The sequence below is a fragment of the Subtercola boreus genome (assembly GCF_006716115.1).
In the GTDB taxonomy this organism is placed as follows: Bacteria; Actinomycetota; Actinomycetes; order Actinomycetales; family Microbacteriaceae; genus Subtercola; species Subtercola boreus.
Map to the genome: position 1 here is coordinate 1,900,404 of NZ_VFOO01000001.1, position 19,270 is coordinate 1,919,673.

Genomic DNA, 19,270 nt, shown 5'->3' on the forward strand with positions numbered 1-19,270 from the left:
CAATGACGGACGCCTTCGGGAGCCTGCTTTCGGCCCTCGACATCACCGACAGCGGGGCGAGAACGAACGAGGACATCTTCGTCGGCCCCTCCGAGTGGACACCCCAGGGCCGCGTGTTCGGCGGGCAGGTGCTGGCCCAGTCCCTGGTGGCGGCAAGCCGCACCCTCGACGACAGCCGCGCCGCACATTCGATGCACGGTTACTTCCTCCGGCCCGGCGACATCGCGCAGCCCATCACGTTCTCCGTCGACCGGATCCACGACGGCAGGTCGTTCTCGACGAGGCGCACGCAGGCCTACCAGAACGGCTTGCCGATCCTGTCGATGATCGCTTCGTTCCAGACGTCGGACCCGGGCCTCGACCACCAGGTGCAGATGCCCGAGGGCGTGCCCGACCCGGAATCGCTGCCGACGACGGCCGACATCATCGGTCACCTCGATCATCCGGTGGCCCGTAGCTGGGCCTTCGAGCGCCCCTTCGACATCCGTCACGTCACCCAGCCGGTGTACCTGCGTTCGGATGAGAGCGGCGCCGCGCAACAGGCGGTCTGGATCAGATGCATCTCCCGATTGCCTGACGATCCTGTGCTGCACCGCGCGGCCCTCGCCTACGCGAGCGACTACTCGATTCTCGAGTCGGTGTTCCGCCGTCACGGGCTGAACTGGCTGACGCCCGGGGTCAGGGTGGCGAGCCTCGACCATGCGATGTGGTGGCACCGGCCGGGCCGGGCTGACGAGTGGGTGCTCTACACGCAGGAGTCCCCCTCGGCGACCGGCGGGCGAGGGCTGGCGATGGGGCGGATGTTCTCCCGGGACGGCCAGCTGCTCGCCAGCGTTGCGCAGGAGGGCACGATCCGGGTTCCGGGGCTGTAGAGAGGGCGCCGGCGGTGCGGGTCAGCGGCGGTGCAGGTCAGCGCCGGTGGAGGTCAGCGCCGGTGGGGGTCAGCGGCGGTGCAGGAACTGCAGGGGCGCTTCGACGAACGGTTCCCACGCCGCCCGCTCGGGGGCCGAGATGCGGCGGGGCCGGCCGTGCGCCGCGTCGAAGAGCACGAGAGTCGTGGCGGCACGGGTGAACAGCACACGCGACTCGCTCTCGACCGGGTTCCAGACCTCGTAGCAGACGTCGAGGCTCGCACCCGCGAGTCGCCCGATCCAGAGCTGGAGGTCGAGAGGTTCCCGCAGGTACGGAATCTGTGCCAGGTACTCGATCTCCTGGCGGGCTATCAGCGAGAGCGTGTTGGCGTCGGCGCGTCCGTCGAGCACCGCCATGGCGGAGTTGCCGCTGTACTCGGTGACCTCGCCGTCCGGCGTCTGGCGCGTCGTGGAGTCGGTCGACCAGAACGCCTCGATGCGCGCCTCTTCCAGGAGGCGCAGCATCGAGACGTTGTTGACGTGGCCGTAGGCGTCGAGGTCGGACCAGCGGAGGCGAGTCGGTACGTGCAGGCGCATCGGGCGACTGCGACTCAGTCGCGGGTGAGCTTGCGGTACGCGGAACGGTGGGGCTTGGCCGCATCCGGGCCGAGACGCTCGATCTTGTTCTGCTCGTAGGCCTCGAAGTTGCCCTCGAACCAGTACCAGTTCGCCGGATCCTCCTCGGTGCCCTCATAGGACAGGATGTGCGTCGCGATCCGGTCGAGGAACCACCGGTCGTGTGTGATGACCACCGCGCAGCCGGGGAACTCGAGAAGGGCGTTCTCCAGGCTTCCGAGGGTCTCGACGTCCAGGTCGTTCGTCGGTTCGTCGAGCAGCAGCAGGTTGCCGCCCTGCTTGAGGGTCAGCGCGAGGTTCAGCCGGTTGCGCTCACCACCGGAGAGCACACCCGCCGCCTTCTGCTGGTCGGGACCCTTGAAGCCGAAGGTGGAGACGTAGGCTCGGGACGGGATCTCTGTCTTGCCGACCTGGATGTAGTCCTGGCCGTCGGAGACGACCTCCCAGAGAGTCTTCTTCGGGTCGATTCCGCCTCGGTCCTGGTCGACGTAGGAGATGTCGACCGTGTCGCCGATGCGGAGCTCACCCGAGTCGAGGGGCTCGAAGCCCACGATCGTCTTGAACAACGTCGACTTTCCGACACCGTTCGGGCCGATCACCCCGACGATCCCGTTCCGCGGGAGGGTGAACGAGAGGTCGTTGATCAGCACACGCTCGCCGAAGCCCTTGGTGAGCTTCTTCGCGTCGATGACCTGCGAGCCGAGCCGGGGCCCGACGGGGATCACGATCTCCTCGAAGTCGAGCTTCCTGGTGCGCTCGGCCTCACTCGCCATCTCCTCGTAGCGCGCCAGGCGCGCCTTGGACTTCGCCTGGCGGCCCTTGGCGTTCGACCTGACCCATTCGAGTTCTTCCGCGAGGCGCTTCGAGAGTTTGGCGTCTTTCTTGCCCTGCACCTGGAGACGTTCCTGCTTCTTCTCGAGGTACGTCGAGTAGTTGCCTTCGTAGGGGTACAGCTTGCCGCGGTCGACTTCGGCGATCCATTCGGCGACGTGGTCGAGGAAGTACCTGTCGTGTGTGACCGCGAGCACGGCGCCCGGGTACTTCGCGAGGTGCTGCTCCAGCCACAGCACGCTCTCGGCGTCGAGGTGGTTCGTCGGTTCGTCGAGAAGCAGAAGATCGGGCTTCTGCAGGAGCAGCTTCGTCAGCGCCACACGGCGCTTCTCACCACCGGAGAGGTTCGAGACACTCGCGTCTCCGGGCGGGGTGCGGAGGGCATCCATCGCCTGTTCGAGCTGGGAGTCGAGATCCCAGGCGTCGGCAGCATCGATCTTCTCCTGCAGCGTGCCCATCTCCTCGAGCAGGGTGTCGAAGTCGGCGTCGGGGTCGGCCAGGGCGGCGGAGATCTCGTTGAAGCGATCGATCTGGCCCTTGATCTCCCCCACGCCCTCCTGCACGTTCTCGAGCACCGTCTTCGACTCGTCGAGCTCGGGCTCCTGCATCAGGATTCCCACGGTGTAGCCCGGGGACAGCGTCGCGTCGCCGTTGCTCGGAGTGTCGAGCCCGGCCATGATCTTCAGGATGGTCGACTTTCCGGCACCGTTCGGACCCACCACACCGATCTTCGCCCCCGGGAGGAACGACATCGTGACGTCGTCGAGGATCAGCTTCTCGCCCACGGCCTTGCGGGCGCGCACCATAGAGTAAATGTATTCGGCCATGACTAGAAGTCTATGGTGCGGGTCTCACCGATCAGGCACTTGCCGGTGCCGAGCAGCGGGGCCACGAGGCTGTGGTACTCCCCGAAGCCGTACTGGCCGATGAGGCACTGGCCGCCGAGCGCCACCGAGAACTGCACAGAGTCGGCCTTCACCCCGACTGTGGTGATGTCGGGTGTCAGCTGCATGTCTGCCACGGCGAATCCCCCGTTCCGGAGGGCGGTGACGAACCCCGCCCCGTCGGGGGTCTGGTTCGCCGCCGTCGCGGCCGCGACGACCCCACTGTTGACGGCGTCGAAGAACGGGAGGTTGTCGGTGGCCGACCCTCCGGGGACGAACGTCGCCGCTGTGGTCGGGGCAGGTGCGGGCGCACCCGTCTGGGTGGACGACGAGGTCGGGGACGGGTTCGGTGCATCCGTCGCCGTGCAGGCGGCCAGGACGAGGGCAGTGGCCGCCGTCAGAACCGCGGTGAGCACGACGCGAGACGAGCGCGCTGGCATGAAAACTCCATTTGTTGTGACGGATCCCCTATAGACGCGTCGAGTCTAGGTGAGGAGCGTGGGCGTCACGCTCCGAATCGGCCGTGGATGCCGGCGTGAAGCCGTCGGGTTCGAGCCCGTTGCCGGATTCGAGACCGCTGCCGGGCTCATGAGGGCTGCCGGGTACATGACTGCTGCCGGGTATGGTCCAGCCACCCGGCCCCAGGCCACCGCCCGCACCGAGGGAGCCGCTCGCCTCGCGCCCGTCGTCGCTCGACGGCCCCGGCCCCGCCGCTGCCGCCGCCGATCCGGACTGCAAGCTCTTCTGGAACGTCGTGGTGCCCCAGCCGAGGTCGTGACCGACCGATTCCGCTTCGATCTCCACGGTCATCCCGCTCTTCTCCGCGTTCTCCCACTCGCGGATGCGCAGCCGGCCCGCAGCAACCACCCGGTCGCCCTTCGCGACCGAGGCTGCGAGGTTCGACGCCAGTTGGCGGAAGGCCGTGACGGTGTACCAGTTCGTTCCCATGTCGACCCAGCTGTTCTGTTGACGGTCGAATCTGCGTTGGCTCGAAGCGAGCCGGAAGCTCGTGATCTCGAGCCCCTCCGTCGTCGTGATGTGCCGGGGCGTGGTCGCGATCACGCCGGTCAGGGTGATGGTGTCGGGCATGGCGTTCTCCTCTGGTCGTGAGCGGCCGGCCTCCCGATGCGGACTGCGAGGGGCGGTTCCCGGCTGCTCCGACGAGTCTGGATGCGCTGTGCCCGGTCGAGCGGGCGCCCACGACGATCTGTGGAGAGAACCGCGATCCGGTCGGTTGTGAGCGGGAGGGCGTGCGTGCGGCACGTCAGTGCTCGCCGGCACGTCGGGGGGGCGCGGCACGTCGGCGCGGGTCGGCACCGGAGTCGATGTCAGTGGCTCGGCATAGCCTGCACTCACACCAACAGCCGGGCCGGCGCGAACACCAGGAGGTCATGTCATGCACACCATCACCGTCGCCCGGCACACTGCGTCGGCCCCCACCCTGCGCCAGGTGCGCCCCACGCTCTGGCGGGTGCTCCGCTCCGACGGGAGCCTGGCCGGCTACATCGAGCGGGCGACGGAACGCTACGAGGCCCGTCGGATGCTCGTCTCCACCCGGCAGGTGGTGGGCGTCGGCGACTTCGCGTCCATCGACGACGCCCTGTCGAGCTTCCGCTGATGCTCGCCACTCCCCTCCCCGCAACACACGCCCGCATCATCCGGGGCATGGCCGAAGGCCGGAGGTAGTCTTCCCCCATGGAATGGTGGAGCAACTTTCTGGACTGGGCCAACACTGACGGCGGCGCGTACGTGATCACGAGCATCGCGGTTCCCGCGGTCTCGATCATCGTCGCGGGGCTGCTCGCAGCCTGGATCGCGAGCGGGTCGATCAAGCGCCTGCTGGCGGGCCGGGATCGCGACCTGAAGGTCGCCGCTATCGGCGCGCTGGTGGACTCGGCTGAGCAGGCCTCCGTCTGGAACTCGCTCACCCCTCAGGAGCAGGTGCTCTCCGACCGCGCAACAGGGCAGGCCGACATCCAGGTGCGCCTGCTGCCGATCAAGGGTGCAGCGGTCGCCGCCAACTGGGCCGCGCACTCCCTGGCGGAGATGAAGCGCAACTCCGCGACGTTCGGCTACCAGGTGGAGCCGGCCGTGATCGTGTTCCGCGACCAGCTCGTCGAGTGGCAGAACCGGCCCGGCCGCACACGCCGCTCGTTCCAGAGCGATCTCGACCGCTGGTCCCAGCAGGGCACAGACACCGAGCGTTCGTTGAAGGAACAGCAGGAGGCGTGGGTCGCGCAGCAGCACCACGAACAGCACGGGGCGACGGCAGCTGCGACATCCACTGCCCCGGCAGCCACCGCGCAGGCGCCGGCCGTCAACGCGCCCGCACAGCCTGCGTCTGCGTTCCAGGCACCGACATACCCGGCCCAGGCGGTCGAGGCACCCCGCGCCGGGGCCGGCACGCTCGACACCGCACGGGTGCTCAGCGACGTCGATGCTGTTCAGCGCCACATCGACGCCCCCGCCTCGCGCTGAGCGCGGCCCGACAGAACAGCATCGTTCGGAACGGAACGCTCTCACGCAGAGTCCCCCCGGAGGGATTCGAACCCCCGGCCTGATGGGTAGAAACCATTTGCTCTTCCGCTGAGCTACGGGGGGAGGACTCAGCCTCCATTATGCCGCAGCCACGGCACTGGGTCCGAGCAGCTACTCTGCCGTCTGCTTCTTCGAGCGGGCCTTCGCCGGCTTCGCCCGGTTGTACGCGATCGCCGCCCGCACCAGCGTCTTGAACGACTCCTCGTCGACCTCGTCGCCCTCCGCGAACTCGACGGAACGGCGCTGATTGCCGCCCAGCTCACCGTTGAACAGGCCGTCGGGGTCGGCGATGAGCGCGCCGTACATGAACCCGAGTTTCACCTTCGTCTTGAAGATGTTGCCGGCGATGAGGATGCCGTCGAGCTCCCAGACGGGAGCTCCCATCCACTTCCACTCCTCGACGATGCCGGGATCGACACCTCGGATGATGGCGCGCATCTCGGCGAGCTTCGCGCCGCGCCAGTCCGGATGTTTCGCGATCAGGCTGTCGATCTCCTCGGTGGGATTCATGTCCGTCCTTCGTTTCTCTGGCTGATCGTACGTCATGGCGAGGCCAGCAACCCGGCCAGGAGCGCGCTGAGTCGGCGCTGATCAGCCGGCTCGAGCGAGGCCAGCAGCGGGAGAAGCTGCTCAGACACCTCGGCGAACACCCCGGCGGCGAGCTCGGCCCCGCGGGCGGAGAGCGTGACGACGACCGCCCGCCGGTCATCCGGATCGGCAGACCTCTCGACAAGGCCGCGGGCGAGGGCCCGATCGACCAGCCCGGACAGGGTGGACTTCTCGAGCCCGAGGAAGGAGGCCAGCCCCGACATGCGGAGGCGCCGGTCGCGGAGCACCCCGAGCATCCGGAGCTGCGTGAGCGAGAGGTCGTGCTCCAGGCCGACCCGGCCGAGTACAGCCGTCACGACGAAGGCCGTCTGCGCGAGGGCATCGATGAGGGCGTTCTGGTCGCGCCGCTCGTCCCGACTCTGCTGTGACATGGCTGAAGCTTAGTTGACATCATTCGTGATCCCAACTACTTTCATTCGTAATACCAACCATCTTTCGGAGGATCACATGTTTGCAGCCGTCGTCACCTCGTTCGATTCGGCCCCCCGCTACCAGGAAATCGCAACGCCCGAGGCGCAGGCACCGACCGAGATCGTCGTCGATGTGCTCGCCGCCGGCCTCCACCCCCGGGTACGTTCGCAGGCCGACGGGTCGCACTACACCAGCACCGACGAACTCCCCCTCGTCCCCGGCATCGACGGTGTCGGGCGCGGGCCCGACGGGCTGCTGCGATACTTCGTGCTCCCCGACACCGTGCGCGGATCGATGGCCGAGCAGACGGTCATCGACACCCGACGGAGCATCGTCCTTCCGGCCGGCAGCGACCCGGTCGCCGTCGCAGCCGTCATGAACCCGGCAATGTCGTCGTGGATCGCCCTCCGGCAGCGCATCGACTTCGCGCCGGGATCGAACGTGCTCGTGCTCGGTGCGACAGGAAGCGCGGGCCGCCTCGCGGTGCAGATCGCGAAGAGGTTCGGTGCGGCATCCATCGTCGCCGCCGCGCGGAACGCCGACCTGCTGGCCGAACTCGCGGCCGCTGGCGGAGCACAGACCGTCTCACTCGCCGGCGAGCCAGCGGATGTCGCCACGCGCCTCGGCGCGGCAGCCGCGGAGGTCGACGTGGTGCTCGACTACCTCTGGGGCGAACCCACGGCGGCTGCGATGGCCGCCGTGGTCACGCACCGTACCGACGAGTCCCGGCCGCTCACGTGGATCGAGATCGGCTCGGTGGCGGGGGCCGCGGCATCCATTCCCTCCGCCGCTCTTCGTGCCAGCCGCCTCAGCATCGTGGGCAGCGGCCAGGGCTCGGTGAGCGGGCGCGAGATCCTCGGCGAGCTGCCCGCACTCGTGCAGGCGATCGACGAGGGCGCGTTCGAGGTGGAGACCCGCGCCGTGCCGCTCCGCGACGTCGGGGCGGTGTGGCTCGACACGTCGAACACGCGCGAGCGCGTCGTTCTGGTGCCCTGACCTCCGGAGGTCAGAGCGGTCAGCGCGGCGCGGGGGCGTTCCAGAGCAGGATGACCGGCACGTCGTGCTCGTAGCCGAGCGCGCTCAGGGTCGAGGTTCCGAGCGAGAAGATCTGCCCGCCCGTCGGGGGCAGCTCGACCCAGGCGGCGGCGAGTGCTCGCAGGATGTGACCGTGCGCGACCAGCAGCACGTCGTTTCCGGCCTGGACGTCAGCGCGCACGCGACCGAGCACGCGGAGGGCCCGCGACTGCACTTCGGCGTTGTTCTCCCCCGGAGTCGCCCCGGACGGCACCCCATCGGTCCAGAGGTTCCAGCGCCCGCGCTCCGCCTTGATCTCGACGGAGGTGCGGCCCTCGTAGGCGCCGTAGTCCCACTCGGCGAGGTTCGCATCGACGGTGGCCTGGTCGCCGAAGCCGACCAGTTCGGCCGTCTTCCGGGCACGGATGCGCGGGCTGGTCAGCACCTGGCTGAAACGGCGGCCCGCGAGGATCCGGCCCACCGCGAGCGCCTGCTCTTCTCCGTTGGCTGTGAGCGGAATGTCGGTGACCCCGGTGTGCTGGCCGGTGAGGCTCCACGCCGTCTCACCGTGCCGCACGAGCACGATCCGTCCGGACGTCTGCGGTGCGAGTTCTGGTGACACGGGCGACACTCCACTTCAGTTGCAGCTTCAACCGTATCGCACCGCCGGCCCCGGCCCCGGGCCCGGCCCGTGTCGGGGGCCGACGCTAGACTCGCACCATGAGTGCACAATCAGACCGGCTGGTCTGGATCGACTGCGAAATGACCGGCCTCGACCTCAGCGTCGACGAACTCGTCGAGGTGGCCGTCGTCGTCACCGACTTCGACCTGAACCTGCTCGACCCCGGTTTCACCATCGTGATCAAGCCCGACGATTCGGCACTCGAGCACATGAACGACTTCGTCCGCAACATGCATGCCACCTCAGGGCTCGACCAGCTCATCCCGAACGGCGTGAGCCTGGCCGAGGCCGAGTTCGAGGTGCTCGAGTACATCCTGAAGTTCGTGCCGAACGAGCTGAAGGCGCCGATTGCGGGCAACACCATCGGCACCGACCGCATGTTCCTCGCGAAGTACATGCCGCGGGTGGATGCCCATCTGCACTATCGGAGCGTCGACGTCTCCTCGATCAAAGAGCTGGCGCGCCGCTGGTTCCCGCCGATCTACTTCCACGCCCCGGCGAAAGACGGCGGGCACCGCGCCCTGGCCGACATCCTCGAGTCGATCCGCGAGCTCGAGTACTACCGCAAGGCGATCTTCGTGGCCCCGCCCGGGCCTTCATCGGTCGATCTGAAGGCCATCTCGGCAGAAGTGGTTAACGAGTTCGCTCCGAACCTGTAGACTCGCTTCGTTCCAAAAAGTGCTTCGCCCCCGGGCGGGGCCATGGTGGGTATAGCTCAGTTGGCAGAGCGCCTGGTTGTGGTCTAGGAGGCCGCGGGTTCGAGCCCCGTTACTCACCCCACCGAAACGAGCGGTCCGACACTGTCGGGCCGCTCGTTTTTTCTTCCCCCCTGGAGGTTCCGGATGCTCGACCTCGACGCCGACGCCTTCGAGGCGCTTGTGGTCGCCGAACTCGACCTGCTGCCCGACGACATGATCGATGGGCTCGAGAACGTGGCCTTCGTCGTCGAGGATCGCCCCGAAGACGGATCCCTCGACCTCCTCGGACTCTACGACGGAACTGCCCTCACCGATCGCGGCCAGTACGGGTTCGGCGAGATGCCCGACCGCATCATCCTGTTCCGGGAACCGCTTCTGGCGATGTGCGCCGACCTCGACGAATTGCGGGACGAGATCCACGTGACGCTGGTGCACGAGATCGCGCACTTCTACGGCATCGACGACGAGAAGCTGCACGAGCTCGGCTGGGCCTGACAGGCGCACTCCAAGGGACGCAAAGCGCTCCAACCCCACCTCGCTAGAGCGTTTCGGGGCCCTTCGGCGGGGCGAGACGTGGGCGGGAGGATGCGCGGGGCGCGGTGGCCGGAAGAGGGCGCGGGGCGCGGGGCGCGGGGCGCGGGCGCGAGGCGCCGGGTGCGGGTCGCTCGGGGGGTTCAGGGCGGCGCCGCGCTAGCTTGGGGGCATGCCTTCGACGCTCGCCCACCGCATCCGCCGGGGAGTGGTGATCGCGGTCGGCACCGTCGTGATCCTCGGGCTGGGGGTCTACGGGCCGGCGACGCTGCTCGGTCCGCTCCCTGCCGCGACGGCGCGGGTGCTCGACACTCCCGCCATCACGCCGGCCGCCGCCGCGCCGGTGCTGCCGTCGACCGGCGCGAGCGGGGTCACGGTCGCGGCCGGGGGCACTGCTGCCGCGACATCCGCAGCCGGCGACGGCGCACCCGCCACGCCGGGCGGCGCAGGCACCACAACCGCAGCATCGGGGGCAGGCACCACCGCGGCACCGAGCGGCGCAGGCACCACCGCGGCACCGGGCGCAGGCACCGCCACCGCAGCACCGGGCGGCGCAGGCACCTCCGCGGCACCGACCGCGCCCCCCGCAAGCGCCGTCACCACAGCGGGCATCGCCGATCCCGTGCCCCTCGGCGGCACCACGAAGGTCATCACGGCGCTCGTCGTGCTGAGCGCTCATCCGCTCGCCGCAGGCACTCCCGGCGACCCCGTCGTCATCACTGCTGAGGACTACGCCGACTACGTGCGGTACATCGCCGACAGCGCCCGGGCCGTCTCTTTCATCACGAATGAGAGCTGGTCGGAGCGCGACATGCTCATCGCGATGCTTCTCGGCTCCAGCAACAACCATGCCGACGCGCTGGCGCGCTGGGCGTTCGGTTCGACGGACGCGTACCTCGCCGCCGCCGAGACCTGGCTGACGGCGAACGGGATGACCGGCACCACCGTCACGGACACCACCGGGCTCAGCGAGGGCTCTGTCGGCACGGCATCCGACCTGACGCGCATCGCCCAGCTCGCGTTCGAGACGCCCGTCATCGACGAGATCATGGCGTTGCCCTCGGCGACGGTCAACGGCAACCGCGCGGTGCAGAACCTCGCGGTCTACCTGCCCGATCTCGGCGTCACCGGGCTGTCGCTGAGCTACACCGACGAGGCGGGGCTGTGCCTGCTGTACCGCGCCACGGTGCCGCTGGCCGGCGCGGCCGGTGCTGACGGAGCGGCTGGTGCTGACGGAGCGGCTGGTGCTGACGGAGCGGCTGGCGCTGCGGCGACGACCACAACGGACGCGACGGCGACGGCCACCGCCACAGCCACCGCCACCGCCACCGCCACGATCTACGGCGCGATGCTGAGGGAGCCCGACTACCCGACCCTCGAGGCCGACCTCACGGCACTGGTGGGGAGTGCATCCACCGGCCTGAAGCCGACCGAGCTCGCCGCAGAGGGCGCACCCTTCGTCGAGTACAGCACCGCCTGGGGACAGACCGCGCGCGGTGTTGCATCCGCCTCAGAGTCGCGGATGCTCTGGGCGACCACTCCCGTCACCCAGACATCGACGGCGGTGACCCTCACCACGGCACGCACCGGGGCGGCAGCGGGAACCGCGACGTTCGCGTTGCCGGAAGGGGCGGTGGATGTTCCGCTGACCCTCGACGCGCCGCTGGCGGATCCCGGGCCGCTCTGGCGCCTGGCGCATCCGTTCGACGTGATCGGGGCGTTCCTCGCCTCGCGCGGCTGACCCTCTACGCACCGCAACCAGTGCTGCGGCATCCGCCCCACGCACAAATGGGCGAACCTGGGGCGACACGGCACCGCATGCGGGCCCGTGTTGACCCAGGTTCGCCCAGATAGTCGCTCCGAGGGCTAGACCAGCGCCTCGCCGGGCTCCACGCCATCTTCGTCGCTGACCGGCGAATCGCTGTTCGCGGCGTCGAACGAGTAGGTCACGTGGGTCTCGCCGTTCAGTTCACGGGCGCCCGTGGCGTGGTACTCGAAGTTCGCTTCGATTCCGTCGACGAGGGCGATCACGCCGAAGGTCTTGTCGTACTCTCCGCCGACGAGGATGCGCTTGTCGGTCTGGCCGACGAGGGGTCCGTCGGTGTATTCGACGACGTAGGAGTTCGGGGTCTGTGTTGCATCAGTCATGCTCCGAGCGTACCGGGCGGCGGGGGTCAGCTCTGGCTGCCGATGAAATTCCAGTGTCCGGTTGACACGGAGACGACCACTGCGACGAGCGCCACGACGACGGCCAGGGCGATGAGCAGAGCCTCGCGCCAGCCCATGACGGATGCCCGGGCGTACGTTCGCGCGCCGGACGACCCGAACCCCCGCGCCTCCATGGCCGTCGCGAGCTTGCTCCCCCGGCGGATCGAGAGCACGAGCAGAGCGAAACCCTGACTGAAGAACCGCCTCAGCCGCCCGGAGTCGCCGACCCCGCGGGCCCGCCTGGCCAGTTCGAGCGAGCGCCAGTCCTCGAGGAACAGGCCCACCAGTCGCAGCCCCGCCAGCCCGCCGAGCACGAACCGGCTCGGCAGGTGCAGCACCTGGGCGAGGCCGTCGGCGAGGTCGGTCGGGTCGATCGTCACGAAGAGCACGATCGCGGGCAGGCCGATGGCGAGCACCCTGAGCCCGGTCGCGACGGCGAGTTCGATGGACCCGTCGGTCACGTTCACGAGCGCGAACTGCAGGTAGACCTGCCCCGACGGACGGCCGTAGAGCAGGGTGGTGAGCGCGGCAGCCGGCGCGGCGATCAGCACGGGCAGGGCGCGGAGGAGGAACGTGCGGAGCCCGAGCCCCGCCCAGAGGAACAGCACCGACTCGAGCACGAGCGCGACGCCCGCCGAGACCCAGTCGATCGAGAGCACGAGCGTGAGGCTGAGCAGAAGCGCCGCCAGGAGTTTCGCGACAGGGTTGATGGCGTAGACGGCCTGACTGCCGCGCACCGGGTTCAGGATGCTCACGCGGCACCGCCCCGGTGCATCGGCGTCGGGGCGGCGGAGCTGGGCGCCCCGGGCATCCAAAACTCGCGGGCGATCACGCGGCACCGCCCGGAACCGGAGGCCCGGGCATCCGGAACTCGCGGTCGGCCAGCACGTCGACGAAGTCTGCGTCGTGGGTGACCGCGACGAGTGCCGTGCCGGCGTCGAGCAGTTCGGCGAGGAGGGCGACGAGTTCGGCCCAGGTACGGGAGTCCTGGCCGAAGGTGGGCTCGTCGAGCACGAGGAGGGAGGGGCGGGTGGCGAGCACGGTGGCGACGGAGAGGCGGCGCTTCTCGCCTCCCGAGAGGGTGAACGGATTGGCCTCGGCGAGCGCTGACAGCCGGAGGCGGGCGAGGAGTTCGTCGACCCGTTCGTCGATCTCGCGCTGCGGGAGCCGGAGTGCGGCGGGGCCCACGGCGAGCTCCTTGCGGAGAGTGCCGCTGAGGAACTGGTGCTCCGGGTCCTGGAACACCGTGCCGATGCGGGTGAGGAGCTGCTTAGATGTCCAGCGGATGGGCGTGGGGCCGGCGCCTGCGGCGAGCGCGTCGCTCGCTTCGAGGACGCCGGCGGCTCTGCTGCTGGCGTCCCGGCGGGCGCGTTCGGCGCGGCGGTCTCCGCCGGGTCGGTCGCCTGCGGGGGGGATGAGGCCCGCGAGTGTGAGGGCGAGCGTCGACTTGCCCGCGCCGTTCGGCCCGGTGATGACGGTCGCGAGGCCGGCCTCGACGTCGAGCGTGAGGCCTTCCGCGACGGGCTCCCCTTTGATGCGCGCGACGGCGAGGTCGCGGGCGCGCAGCAGTGGCGGCGCCCCGGGTGATGGCGCAGCCGGTGCCCCCTGCTCGGCGGATCCGGTGTTGAGGTTCTCGAAATCGACGAACCGGCGGCCCTCGTCGAGTCCGTCGCGGAGAGCGCGGAGGTTCCGGCCAGGGCCGCCGATTCCGCTGCGCGCCGCGAGGTCAGCCGTGTCGGCGGTCGCAGGGAAGGCAGGGTGGGAAGGTGTTGCGGGCGCGCCGGAGGGCGCGGCCGTGGAGGCGCCCCCGGGTGTCGCGAACCCCGGGGCGGCGGGCGTTGCAGACAGCGGGGCGGTGGGGGCGGGCGGGGTGGGGAGGGTTGCGAGGGCGCGGGCGGGGCGCGGGGCGCGCAGCGGGCGGGCCGGCGGGAAGCCCGGCACCCAGACTCCGGATGCCGCGAGCTCGGCGCCGCGCGCACCGAGAACCGCGTCGGGCGAGCCGTCGGCCAGCACGCCGCCGCCGGGCGCGAGCACGACGACGCGGTCGACCACGTGCTGCCAGATCGAGACGCGATGTTCGATCACCACGAACGTCGCTTCGGAGTGCGCGAGCACGCGGGCCACGGCATCCCGTACCTCCACGACGCCCGCCGGGTCGAGGTTCGCGGTGGGCTCATCGAGCAGCAGGAGCCCGGGCTGCATCGCCAGAACACCGGCAAGCGCGAGCCGCTGCTTCTGGCCGCCCGAGAGCGCCGAGGTCGGGTGTGAAAGGGGGAGGTGGAGGCCGACGGCGTCCAGTGCGGAACCGACTCGCCGCCAGATCTCCTCGCGCGGCACTCCGAGGTTCTCGCAGCCGAAGGCGACATCGTCGCCGACCCGCGCGAGCATGACCTGGGAGTCGGGGTCCTGCAGCAGCAGCCCCACCCGGCCCCGGGCATCCTGCGGCCGCGTGCCGCCGATGAGCAGCGACCCGCGTTCCTCGCCCTCGTCTGCCGCACCGAGCACGCCCGCGAGCGCGCTGATGAGCGTCGACTTGCCGGCGCCGGACGCGCCGAGCAGCAGCACCCGCTCCCCCGCCGCGATCTCGAGGTCGAGCCCGTCGACGGCCCACGCGCGTCGCCCGGCGTGCCGCCACCCCCACCCGCGCGCCGACACGTCCGCGCCGCCCGCACCGGCCCCGCCGCCCGCGGCGCTGCCGCGCGCGGCGCCGCCGCTCACGCCGCCACCCCGCCGCCAACTCCTGTGAGCGCGGGCCGCGCAGCCGAGCGCGACGCGCGCTGCGGCCGCACTCGACAGGGGAGGCCGCACTCACCAGCGCGGGACCGTCCGGCGCGCGCGGGCGGCGCGGCAGACGGCACTGCGTGGCTCAGACCAGCGCCCGCGACTCGCGGCCGGCCGCGAAACGGTTGAGCGCGCCGGTGGCCGCGATACCGCGCATCGCCAGCCACGACAGCAGCCCGGCGAGCACGATCCCCGACACGATCGACGTGGCCGAGTAGATCAGGATGAACGGGGTGTCCGACCCCGGGTACGACAGCGTCAGGTCGGTGATCGAGAGCGCGATGCCCGCCCCGACGCCCGCGAGCAGCGCCACCCAGATGCGGTAGCTCGAGTAGAGGAACAGCGCGAAGACGATCTCCGCTCCGAGCCCCTGCACGGCGCCCGAGAGGAGCGTCGTGATGCCCCACTGCGTGCCGATGAGCGCCGAGACGATCGCCGCCACGAGTTCGGTATAGAGGGCCGCGCCGGGCTTCCGGATGATCAACCCGCCCAACACGCCGGCGAACAGCCAGCCGCCATTGAACAGGCCCTGGAGACCCGGCAGGGCCGCGCTCAGCGGGGTCGTGACGGGGTTGTAGGCGAGCCCCCACGCCCAGAAGATGAGGCCGGCGGCCACACCGATGACGCTGGCTGTGATGATGTCGACCACCCGCCAGCGGAAGCGCCCTCCGAAGCCCCGACCCGAGCCGGAGCCCGCGTCTGAACCCGAGGTGGATGAACCGGTGTTCCGGAGATCTGCAGTTGTTGCGTGCACTGTCGTGCCCTTTCGTCGATACGAATGAGGCACGGGTTCTGTGAGATTGTCCTCCCTGCGCTGGCATGATCCAGATCAGGTTCGACGGTCGAAGGTTGAGAACCTTCCTCTCAGCCCGGCTCACCGGACTCCCGTGTTGCCTGAAGTATCCCATAGTGTGAGGTTCTATGCAGGTCCTCATCGTTCTCGCCGTGCTGATCGTGGTCGCGGGGCTGTTCCTCGCCGTGCGCGCGCACCGGCACATGACCGAGACCTGGCTGCTGCGGAAGGGCACCCGCGCGCCCGGCCAGGCCGTGACCGTCGCTCCCCCGCTCTCCGCCGGCCTGATCTCCCGGCTGGCGACGACGGTCACGATCATCTCCTACACCTCCGCGGATGGCGCAGCCCGCAGTCTGGTGCCGCGTTCGGGCGCAGCCACCTTCAAGATCGCCGGCGCGAGCGGCGGGGTGACCGTGCTCTACGACGGGGCGCATCCGCTCAAGGAGGACCGGATCCGCGTGGGCTTCGGCCGGACCCCGGAGCGGTGGCACCGGGTCCGCATCCGACAGGCTGCATAGCGCACGAAGGTGAACGCCCGGCCCCCGGGAAGAAGTGTGAAAAACTGGGGTCATGCAGTTGCGAATCTTCACAGAACCCCAGCAGGGGGCCAGCTATGACGATCTCCTCGCCGTTGCACAGGCCACCGAGCGGCTGGGGTTCGATGCCTTCTTCCGCTCCGACCACTACCTGCGGATGGGCGACGGCGACGGCCTGCCCGGCCCGACCGACGCCTGGACCACCCTCGCGGGCCTCGCCCGGGAGACCAGCCGCATCAAGCTGGGCACGCTCGTGTCGAGCGTCACCTACCGGCACCCGGGCATCTTCGCGATCCAGGTCGCCCAGGTCGACCAGATGTCAGGCGGCCGCGCCGAACTCGGGCTCGGCACGGGCTGGTTCGAAGCCGAGCACCTGGCGTACGGCATCCCGTTCCCACAGAAGCGGTTCGGGATGCTCGAGGAGCAGCTCGAGATCATCGAGGGCCTCTACGGTACCCCCGCCGGCGAGAAGTACTCCTTCGAGGGCGAGCACTATCGACTCGTGGACTCCCCCGCCCTGCCGAAGCCTGTGCAGACCCCGTTGCCCGTGATCGTCGGCGGCAACGGGACGAACCGCACCCCGGCCATCGCGGCGCGCTTCGCAACCGAGTTCAACACGCCGTTCGCCAGCATCGAGGCCACCGGCCCCCAGTTCGACCGCGTGCGGAGCGCCTGCGAGGCGATCGACCGCGACCCGTCGAGCATGACCTACTCGTCCGCCCTCGCGGTGGTCGTCGGCGCCGACGAGGCAGAGTTCCTCCGGCGCGCCGAGGCGATCGGGCGCGACCCCGAAGAGCTGCGGGCATCGAGTATCGCCGGTACGGCATCCGAAGCCATCGACCGCATCAACGCCCTGGGGCAGCTCGGCGCAGAACGCGTCTACCTCCAGGTGAACGACCTGCACGATCTGGAGCAGCTGGAATTCATCGCGGCCGAGATCGCGCCGCACGTACAGTAGGACCGGTCTGTGTGCTGCGCCCACCCGGGGCGCCGCCCGGCCGTGCAATCTTGAGGAGTGACCTGTGGACAGTTGGCCTGGATCCGCGTATCCGTTGGGGGGGACCTTCGACGGCAGCGGCACCAACTTCGCCCTCTTCAGTGAGGGTGCCGAGAAAGTCGAACTCTGCCTGTTCGGAGAGAAGGGTGCGGAGACGCGCGTGCTGCTGCACGAAGTCGACGCGTTCGTCTGGCACTGCTACTTGCCGCAGGTGCAGCCGGGCCAGCGGTACGGCTACCGCGTGTACGGGCCATACGACCCGGCGAACGGGCAGCGGTTCAACCCGAACAAGCTGCTGCTCGACCCGTATGCGAAGGCGACGAGCGGAACGATCGACTGGGACCAGTCCCTCTTCTCGTACAACTTCGGCGACCCCGACAGCGAGAACGACCTCGATTCGGCCAAGCACATGATGTTCGGCGTCGTGATCAACCCGTTCTTCGACTGGTCGGGCGACCGCGTGCTGAAGGTGCCCTACCAGGACACGATCATCTATGAGGCGCACGTGAAGGGGCTCACCGAGCTCAACCACGAGATCCCGAAGGACCAGCGCGGCACCTACGCCGGCATCGCGCACCCGGCGACCATCGAGCACCTCCAGAAGCTCGGCATCACCTCGCTCGAACTGATGCCCGTGCACCAGTTCGTGCAGGACAGCACGCTGCTCGACAAGGGCCTCTCGAACTACTGGGGCTACAACACGATCGGCTTCTTCGCCCCGCACAGCTCCTACTCCTCGGCCGGCGAGCGCGGCCAGCAGGTCCAGGAGTTCAAGGGCATGGTCAAGGCCTTGCACGCGGCGAACATCGAAGTGATTCTGGATGTCGTGTACAACCACACCGCCGAGGGCAACCATCTGGGCCCGACGATCTCCTTCCGGGGCATCGACAATGAGGCGTACTACCGGGTCATGGACGATGACAAGCGGTACTACATGGACTACACCGGCACCGGCAACACCCTGAACGTGCGGCATCCGCACTCCCTTCAGCTCATCATGGACTCGCTCCGGTACTGGGTGACCGAGATGCACGTCGACGGCTTCCGGTTCGACCTCGCAAGCACCCTGGCGCGCGAGTTCTACGACGTCGACCGCCTGTCGAGCTTCTTCGAGCTCGTGCAGCAGGATCCGGTGGTCTCGCAGGTCAAACTGATCGCCGAGCCCTGGGACGTCGGGCCGGGCGGCTACCAGGTCGGCAACTTCCCGCCCCAGTGGTCGGAGTGGAACGGCAAGTACCGCGACACCGTGCGCGACTTCTGGCGCGGCGAGCCGTCGACGCTCGGCGAGTTCGCGTCGAGGTTCACCGGCTCGGCCGACCTCTACGAGCACTCCGGCCGACGCCCTGTGGCGTCGATCAACTTCGTCACCGCGCACGACGGCTTCACGCTGGCCGACCTCGTCTCGTACAACGAGAAGCACAACGACGCCAACGGCGAAGACGGCAACGACGGAGAGGCCTCCAACCGCAGCTGGAACTGCGGGGCGGAGGGCCCGACGGAGGACACCGCCATCCGGAGCCTGCGCGCCCGCCAGCAGCGCAACTTCCTCGCGACGCTGCTGCTCAGCCAGGGCGTGCCGATGCTGCTGCACGGCGATGAACTCGGCCGCACCCAGAACGGCAACAACAACACCTACGCACAGGACAACGAGATCTCGTGGGTGCACTGGAAGCGCGCCGACGAACCCCTCACCGAGTTCACCGCGGCCCTGATGCGGCTCCGTAAGGAGCACCCGACCTTCCGGCGATCGCGCTTCTTCGACGGCCGGCCCGTGCGGCGCGGGCGCGGCGAGCCCCTGCCCGACATCGTGTGGCTGAACCCCGACGCGCTCGAGATGGAGCCGGAGGAGTGGGATGCACCGCTCCACCGTTCGCTCGGCGTGTTCCTCAACGGGCAGGGCATCCGGGGCCGCGACTACCGCGGCGAGCGTGTCGTCGACGTGAACTTCCTCGTCTACTTCAATGCAGACGATTCGGATGTCGCGTTCACCCTCCCCTCGGCCGAGTACGGTTCGGCGTGGGACGTCGTGATCGACACGGCGGGCCAGGCCACCGACGAGGCACCCTCCCGCCCCGGTGACGTGCTCACCGTCTGGCCGAAATCGATGATGGTGCTGCGCGCCCACCGTCGCGAGACCACCGACCCCGATCACTCCGTCGCTGCGTCGCTCAGCAGCATGACGGGTGCGATTCCCACGATCATCCCTGCCACCCGGCCGTCGGCCGGCTAGCCCCTCATCACCCCGCGGGGGGCCCGGTTCGCCGGGTTCC

At 69.4% G+C, this 19,270-nt stretch carries 21 protein-coding genes, 2 tRNA genes and 1 riboswitch; of the genes, 11 read left to right on the top strand and 12 right to left on the bottom strand.

All coding sequences use genetic code 11. From position 1 onward, the window contains the following. Positions 1 to 2 precede the first annotated feature (2 nt). Positions 3 to 872, top strand: coding sequence for an acyl-CoA thioesterase (locus FB464_RS08875; protein ID WP_116414187.1), 870 nt, complete (start codon positions 3 to 5; stop codon positions 870 to 872). Between the two features lie 69 nt (positions 873 to 941). Here the strand turns inward: FB464_RS08875 and FB464_RS08880 are convergent, their stop codons facing one another. Genes FB464_RS08880 through FB464_RS08895 form a run of 4 tightly spaced genes read right to left on the bottom strand, consistent with a single transcriptional unit; the run spans position 942 to position 4,291 of the window. After that, a complete protein-coding gene (locus FB464_RS08880) occupies positions 942 to 1,448 on the bottom strand; it encodes an acyl-CoA thioesterase (protein ID WP_116414186.1) in 507 nt (168 codons plus the stop codon). A gap of 14 nt (positions 1,449 to 1,462) precedes the next feature. Further along, positions 1,463 to 3,145 (bottom strand): energy-dependent translational throttle protein EttA, encoded by a 1,683-nt coding sequence (gene ettA / locus FB464_RS08885; RefSeq protein ID WP_116414185.1) that lies wholly within the window; start codon positions 3,143 to 3,145, stop codon positions 1,463 to 1,465. Positions 3,146 to 3,147: 2 nt separating this feature from the next. Further along, positions 3,148 to 3,642 carry a DUF6993 domain-containing protein gene (locus FB464_RS08890; RefSeq protein ID WP_116414184.1) on the bottom strand — a complete coding sequence of 165 codons (495 nt, stop codon included), beginning with the start codon at positions 3,640 to 3,642 and terminating at the stop codon, positions 3,148 to 3,150. 28 nt (positions 3,643 to 3,670) lie between these two features. Next, a complete protein-coding gene (locus FB464_RS08895) occupies positions 3,671 to 4,291 on the bottom strand; it encodes a single-stranded DNA-binding protein (RefSeq protein ID WP_116414183.1) in 621 nt (206 codons plus the stop codon). Between the two features lie 307 nt (positions 4,292 to 4,598). Between FB464_RS08895 and FB464_RS08900 the strand changes: the two genes are divergently transcribed. After that, on the top strand, positions 4,599 to 4,820 hold the full coding sequence (locus FB464_RS08900) for a hypothetical protein (protein WP_116414182.1): 222 nt from the start codon (positions 4,599 to 4,601) through the stop codon (positions 4,818 to 4,820). A gap of 77 nt (positions 4,821 to 4,897) precedes the next feature. Continuing rightward, on the top strand, positions 4,898 to 5,680 hold the full coding sequence (locus tag FB464_RS08905; protein WP_116414181.1) for a hypothetical protein: 783 nt from the start codon (positions 4,898 to 4,900) through the stop codon (positions 5,678 to 5,680). A 51-nt stretch (positions 5,681 to 5,731) separates the two neighbouring features. Here FB464_RS08905 and FB464_RS08910 read toward each other — a convergent pair. The 3 genes from FB464_RS08910 to FB464_RS08920 form a co-directional block, all read right to left on the bottom strand. Next, positions 5,732 to 5,803 (bottom strand) — tRNA-Arg (locus FB464_RS08910). Between the two features lie 48 nt (positions 5,804 to 5,851). Further along, complete coding sequence (locus tag FB464_RS08915) at positions 5,852 to 6,250, bottom strand: DUF1801 domain-containing protein (protein ID WP_116414180.1); 399 nt, start codon at positions 6,248 to 6,250, stop codon at positions 5,852 to 5,854. 32 nt (positions 6,251 to 6,282) lie between these two features. After that, the gene (locus tag FB464_RS08920; RefSeq protein WP_116414179.1) at positions 6,283 to 6,720 is read right to left on the bottom strand and encodes a MarR family winged helix-turn-helix transcriptional regulator; all 438 of its coding nucleotides are present in this window, start codon (positions 6,718 to 6,720) and stop codon (positions 6,283 to 6,285) included. 76 nt (positions 6,721 to 6,796) lie between these two features. Between FB464_RS08920 and FB464_RS08925 the strand changes: the two genes are divergently transcribed. Then, positions 6,797 to 7,756: a quinone oxidoreductase family protein gene (locus FB464_RS08925; RefSeq protein WP_116414178.1), complete on the top strand. Its 960-nt coding sequence runs from the start codon at positions 6,797 to 6,799 to the stop codon at positions 7,754 to 7,756. 19 nt (positions 7,757 to 7,775) lie between these two features. Here FB464_RS08925 and FB464_RS08930 read toward each other — a convergent pair whose 3' ends face one another. After that, positions 7,776 to 8,396, bottom strand: a complete 621-nt coding sequence (locus FB464_RS08930) for a histidine phosphatase family protein (RefSeq protein WP_211327320.1) — start codon at positions 8,394 to 8,396, stop codon at positions 7,776 to 7,778. A gap of 98 nt (positions 8,397 to 8,494) precedes the next feature. Between FB464_RS08930 and orn the strand changes: the two genes are divergently transcribed. The 4 genes from orn to FB464_RS08950 all read left to right on the top strand — a co-directional run bounded on the left by orn (position 8,495) and on the right by FB464_RS08950 (position 11,426). Beyond that, positions 8,495 to 9,115 carry an oligoribonuclease gene (gene orn, locus FB464_RS08935; protein WP_116414176.1) on the top strand — a complete coding sequence of 207 codons (621 nt, stop codon included), beginning with the start codon at positions 8,495 to 8,497 and terminating at the stop codon, positions 9,113 to 9,115. A gap of 45 nt (positions 9,116 to 9,160) precedes the next feature. Continuing rightward, positions 9,161 to 9,236 (top strand) — tRNA-His (locus tag FB464_RS08940). Between the two features lie 62 nt (positions 9,237 to 9,298). Then, positions 9,299 to 9,649 (top strand): metallopeptidase family protein, encoded by a 351-nt coding sequence (locus FB464_RS08945; protein ID WP_116414175.1) that lies wholly within the window; start codon positions 9,299 to 9,301, stop codon positions 9,647 to 9,649. Positions 9,650 to 9,857: 208 nt separating this feature from the next. Next, positions 9,858 to 11,426, top strand: a complete 1,569-nt coding sequence (locus FB464_RS08950; RefSeq protein ID WP_116414174.1) for a D-alanyl-D-alanine carboxypeptidase family protein — start codon at positions 9,858 to 9,860, stop codon at positions 11,424 to 11,426. 125 nt (positions 11,427 to 11,551) lie between these two features. On the opposite strand, the gene FB464_RS08955 is transcribed toward FB464_RS08950, so the two are convergent. The 4 genes from FB464_RS08955 to FB464_RS08970 all read right to left on the bottom strand — a co-directional run bounded on the left by FB464_RS08955 (position 11,552) and on the right by FB464_RS08970 (position 15,428). Further along, on the bottom strand, positions 11,552 to 11,833 hold the full coding sequence (locus FB464_RS08955; RefSeq protein WP_116414173.1) for a hypothetical protein: 282 nt from the start codon (positions 11,831 to 11,833) through the stop codon (positions 11,552 to 11,554). Positions 11,834 to 11,859: 26 nt separating this feature from the next. Further along, positions 11,860 to 12,648 carry an energy-coupling factor transporter transmembrane component T family protein gene (locus FB464_RS08960; protein WP_116414172.1) on the bottom strand — a complete coding sequence of 263 codons (789 nt, stop codon included), beginning with the start codon at positions 12,646 to 12,648 and terminating at the stop codon, positions 11,860 to 11,862. Between the two features lie 73 nt (positions 12,649 to 12,721). Then, entirely contained in the window at positions 12,722 to 14,611 is a 1,890-nt protein-coding gene (locus FB464_RS20205; RefSeq protein WP_116414171.1) for an ABC transporter ATP-binding protein, read from the bottom strand. Between the two features lie 148 nt (positions 14,612 to 14,759). Further along, positions 14,760 to 15,428, bottom strand: a complete 669-nt coding sequence (locus FB464_RS08970) for an ECF transporter S component (protein ID WP_116414170.1) — start codon at positions 15,426 to 15,428, stop codon at positions 14,760 to 14,762. Positions 15,429 to 15,463: 35 nt separating this feature from the next. Then, positions 15,464 to 15,573: riboswitch (TPP riboswitch) on the bottom strand. A gap of 22 nt (positions 15,574 to 15,595) precedes the next feature. On the opposite strand from FB464_RS08970, the gene FB464_RS08975 reads away from it, so the two are divergent. The 3 genes from FB464_RS08975 (at position 15,596) to glgX (ending at position 19,230) form a co-directional block, all read left to right on the top strand. After that, positions 15,596 to 15,985, top strand: a complete 390-nt coding sequence (locus tag FB464_RS08975; protein WP_116414169.1) for a hypothetical protein — start codon at positions 15,596 to 15,598, stop codon at positions 15,983 to 15,985. 52 nt (positions 15,986 to 16,037) lie between these two features. Continuing rightward, positions 16,038 to 16,961 carry an LLM class F420-dependent oxidoreductase gene (locus FB464_RS08980; RefSeq protein ID WP_116414168.1) on the top strand — a complete coding sequence of 308 codons (924 nt, stop codon included), beginning with the start codon at positions 16,038 to 16,040 and terminating at the stop codon, positions 16,959 to 16,961. 64 nt (positions 16,962 to 17,025) lie between these two features. Further along, a complete protein-coding gene (glgX, locus tag FB464_RS08985) occupies positions 17,026 to 19,230 on the top strand; it encodes a glycogen debranching protein GlgX (RefSeq protein ID WP_116414167.1) in 2,205 nt (734 codons plus the stop codon). Positions 19,231 to 19,270 lie beyond the last annotated feature (40 nt).

What these genes read in the sequence shown, in the direction of transcription:
- FB464_RS08925 (WP_116414178.1), top strand. Translation starts at nt 6,797, where the DNA reads ATGTTTGCAGCCGTCGTCACCTCGTTCGATTCGGCCCCCCGCTACCAG.
- FB464_RS08905 (WP_116414181.1), top strand. Translation starts at nt 4,898, where the DNA reads ATGGAATGGTGGAGCAACTTTCTGGACTGGGCCAACACTGACGGCGGC.
- FB464_RS08875 (WP_116414187.1), top strand. Translation starts at nt 3, where the DNA reads ATGACGGACGCCTTCGGGAGCCTGCTTTCGGCCCTCGACATCACCGAC.
- FB464_RS08945 (WP_116414175.1), top strand. Translation starts at nt 9,299, where the DNA reads ATGCTCGACCTCGACGCCGACGCCTTCGAGGCGCTTGTGGTCGCCGAA.
- FB464_RS08880 (WP_116414186.1), bottom strand. Translation starts at nt 1,448, where the DNA reads ATGCGCCTGCACGTACCGACTCGCCTCCGCTGGTCCGACCTCGACGCC.
- FB464_RS08955 (WP_116414173.1), bottom strand. Translation starts at nt 11,833, where the DNA reads ATGACTGATGCAACACAGACCCCGAACTCCTACGTCGTCGAATACACC.
- FB464_RS08950 (WP_116414174.1), top strand. Translation starts at nt 9,858, where the DNA reads ATGCCTTCGACGCTCGCCCACCGCATCCGCCGGGGAGTGGTGATCGCG.
- FB464_RS08920 (WP_116414179.1), bottom strand. Translation starts at nt 6,720, where the DNA reads ATGTCACAGCAGAGTCGGGACGAGCGGCGCGACCAGAACGCCCTCATC.
- FB464_RS08915 (WP_116414180.1), bottom strand. Translation starts at nt 6,250, where the DNA reads ATGAATCCCACCGAGGAGATCGACAGCCTGATCGCGAAACATCCGGAC.
- FB464_RS08975 (WP_116414169.1), top strand. Translation starts at nt 15,596, where the DNA reads ATGCAGGTCCTCATCGTTCTCGCCGTGCTGATCGTGGTCGCGGGGCTG.
- orn (WP_116414176.1), top strand. Translation starts at nt 8,495, where the DNA reads ATGAGTGCACAATCAGACCGGCTGGTCTGGATCGACTGCGAAATGACC.
- FB464_RS08980 (WP_116414168.1), top strand. Translation starts at nt 16,038, where the DNA reads ATGCAGTTGCGAATCTTCACAGAACCCCAGCAGGGGGCCAGCTATGAC.
- FB464_RS08900 (WP_116414182.1), top strand. Translation starts at nt 4,599, where the DNA reads ATGCACACCATCACCGTCGCCCGGCACACTGCGTCGGCCCCCACCCTG.
- FB464_RS08890 (WP_116414184.1), bottom strand. Translation starts at nt 3,642, where the DNA reads ATGCCAGCGCGCTCGTCTCGCGTCGTGCTCACCGCGGTTCTGACGGCG.
- FB464_RS08895 (WP_116414183.1), bottom strand. Translation starts at nt 4,291, where the DNA reads ATGCCCGACACCATCACCCTGACCGGCGTGATCGCGACCACGCCCCGG.
- ettA (WP_116414185.1), bottom strand. Translation starts at nt 3,145, where the DNA reads ATGGCCGAATACATTTACTCTATGGTGCGCGCCCGCAAGGCCGTGGGC.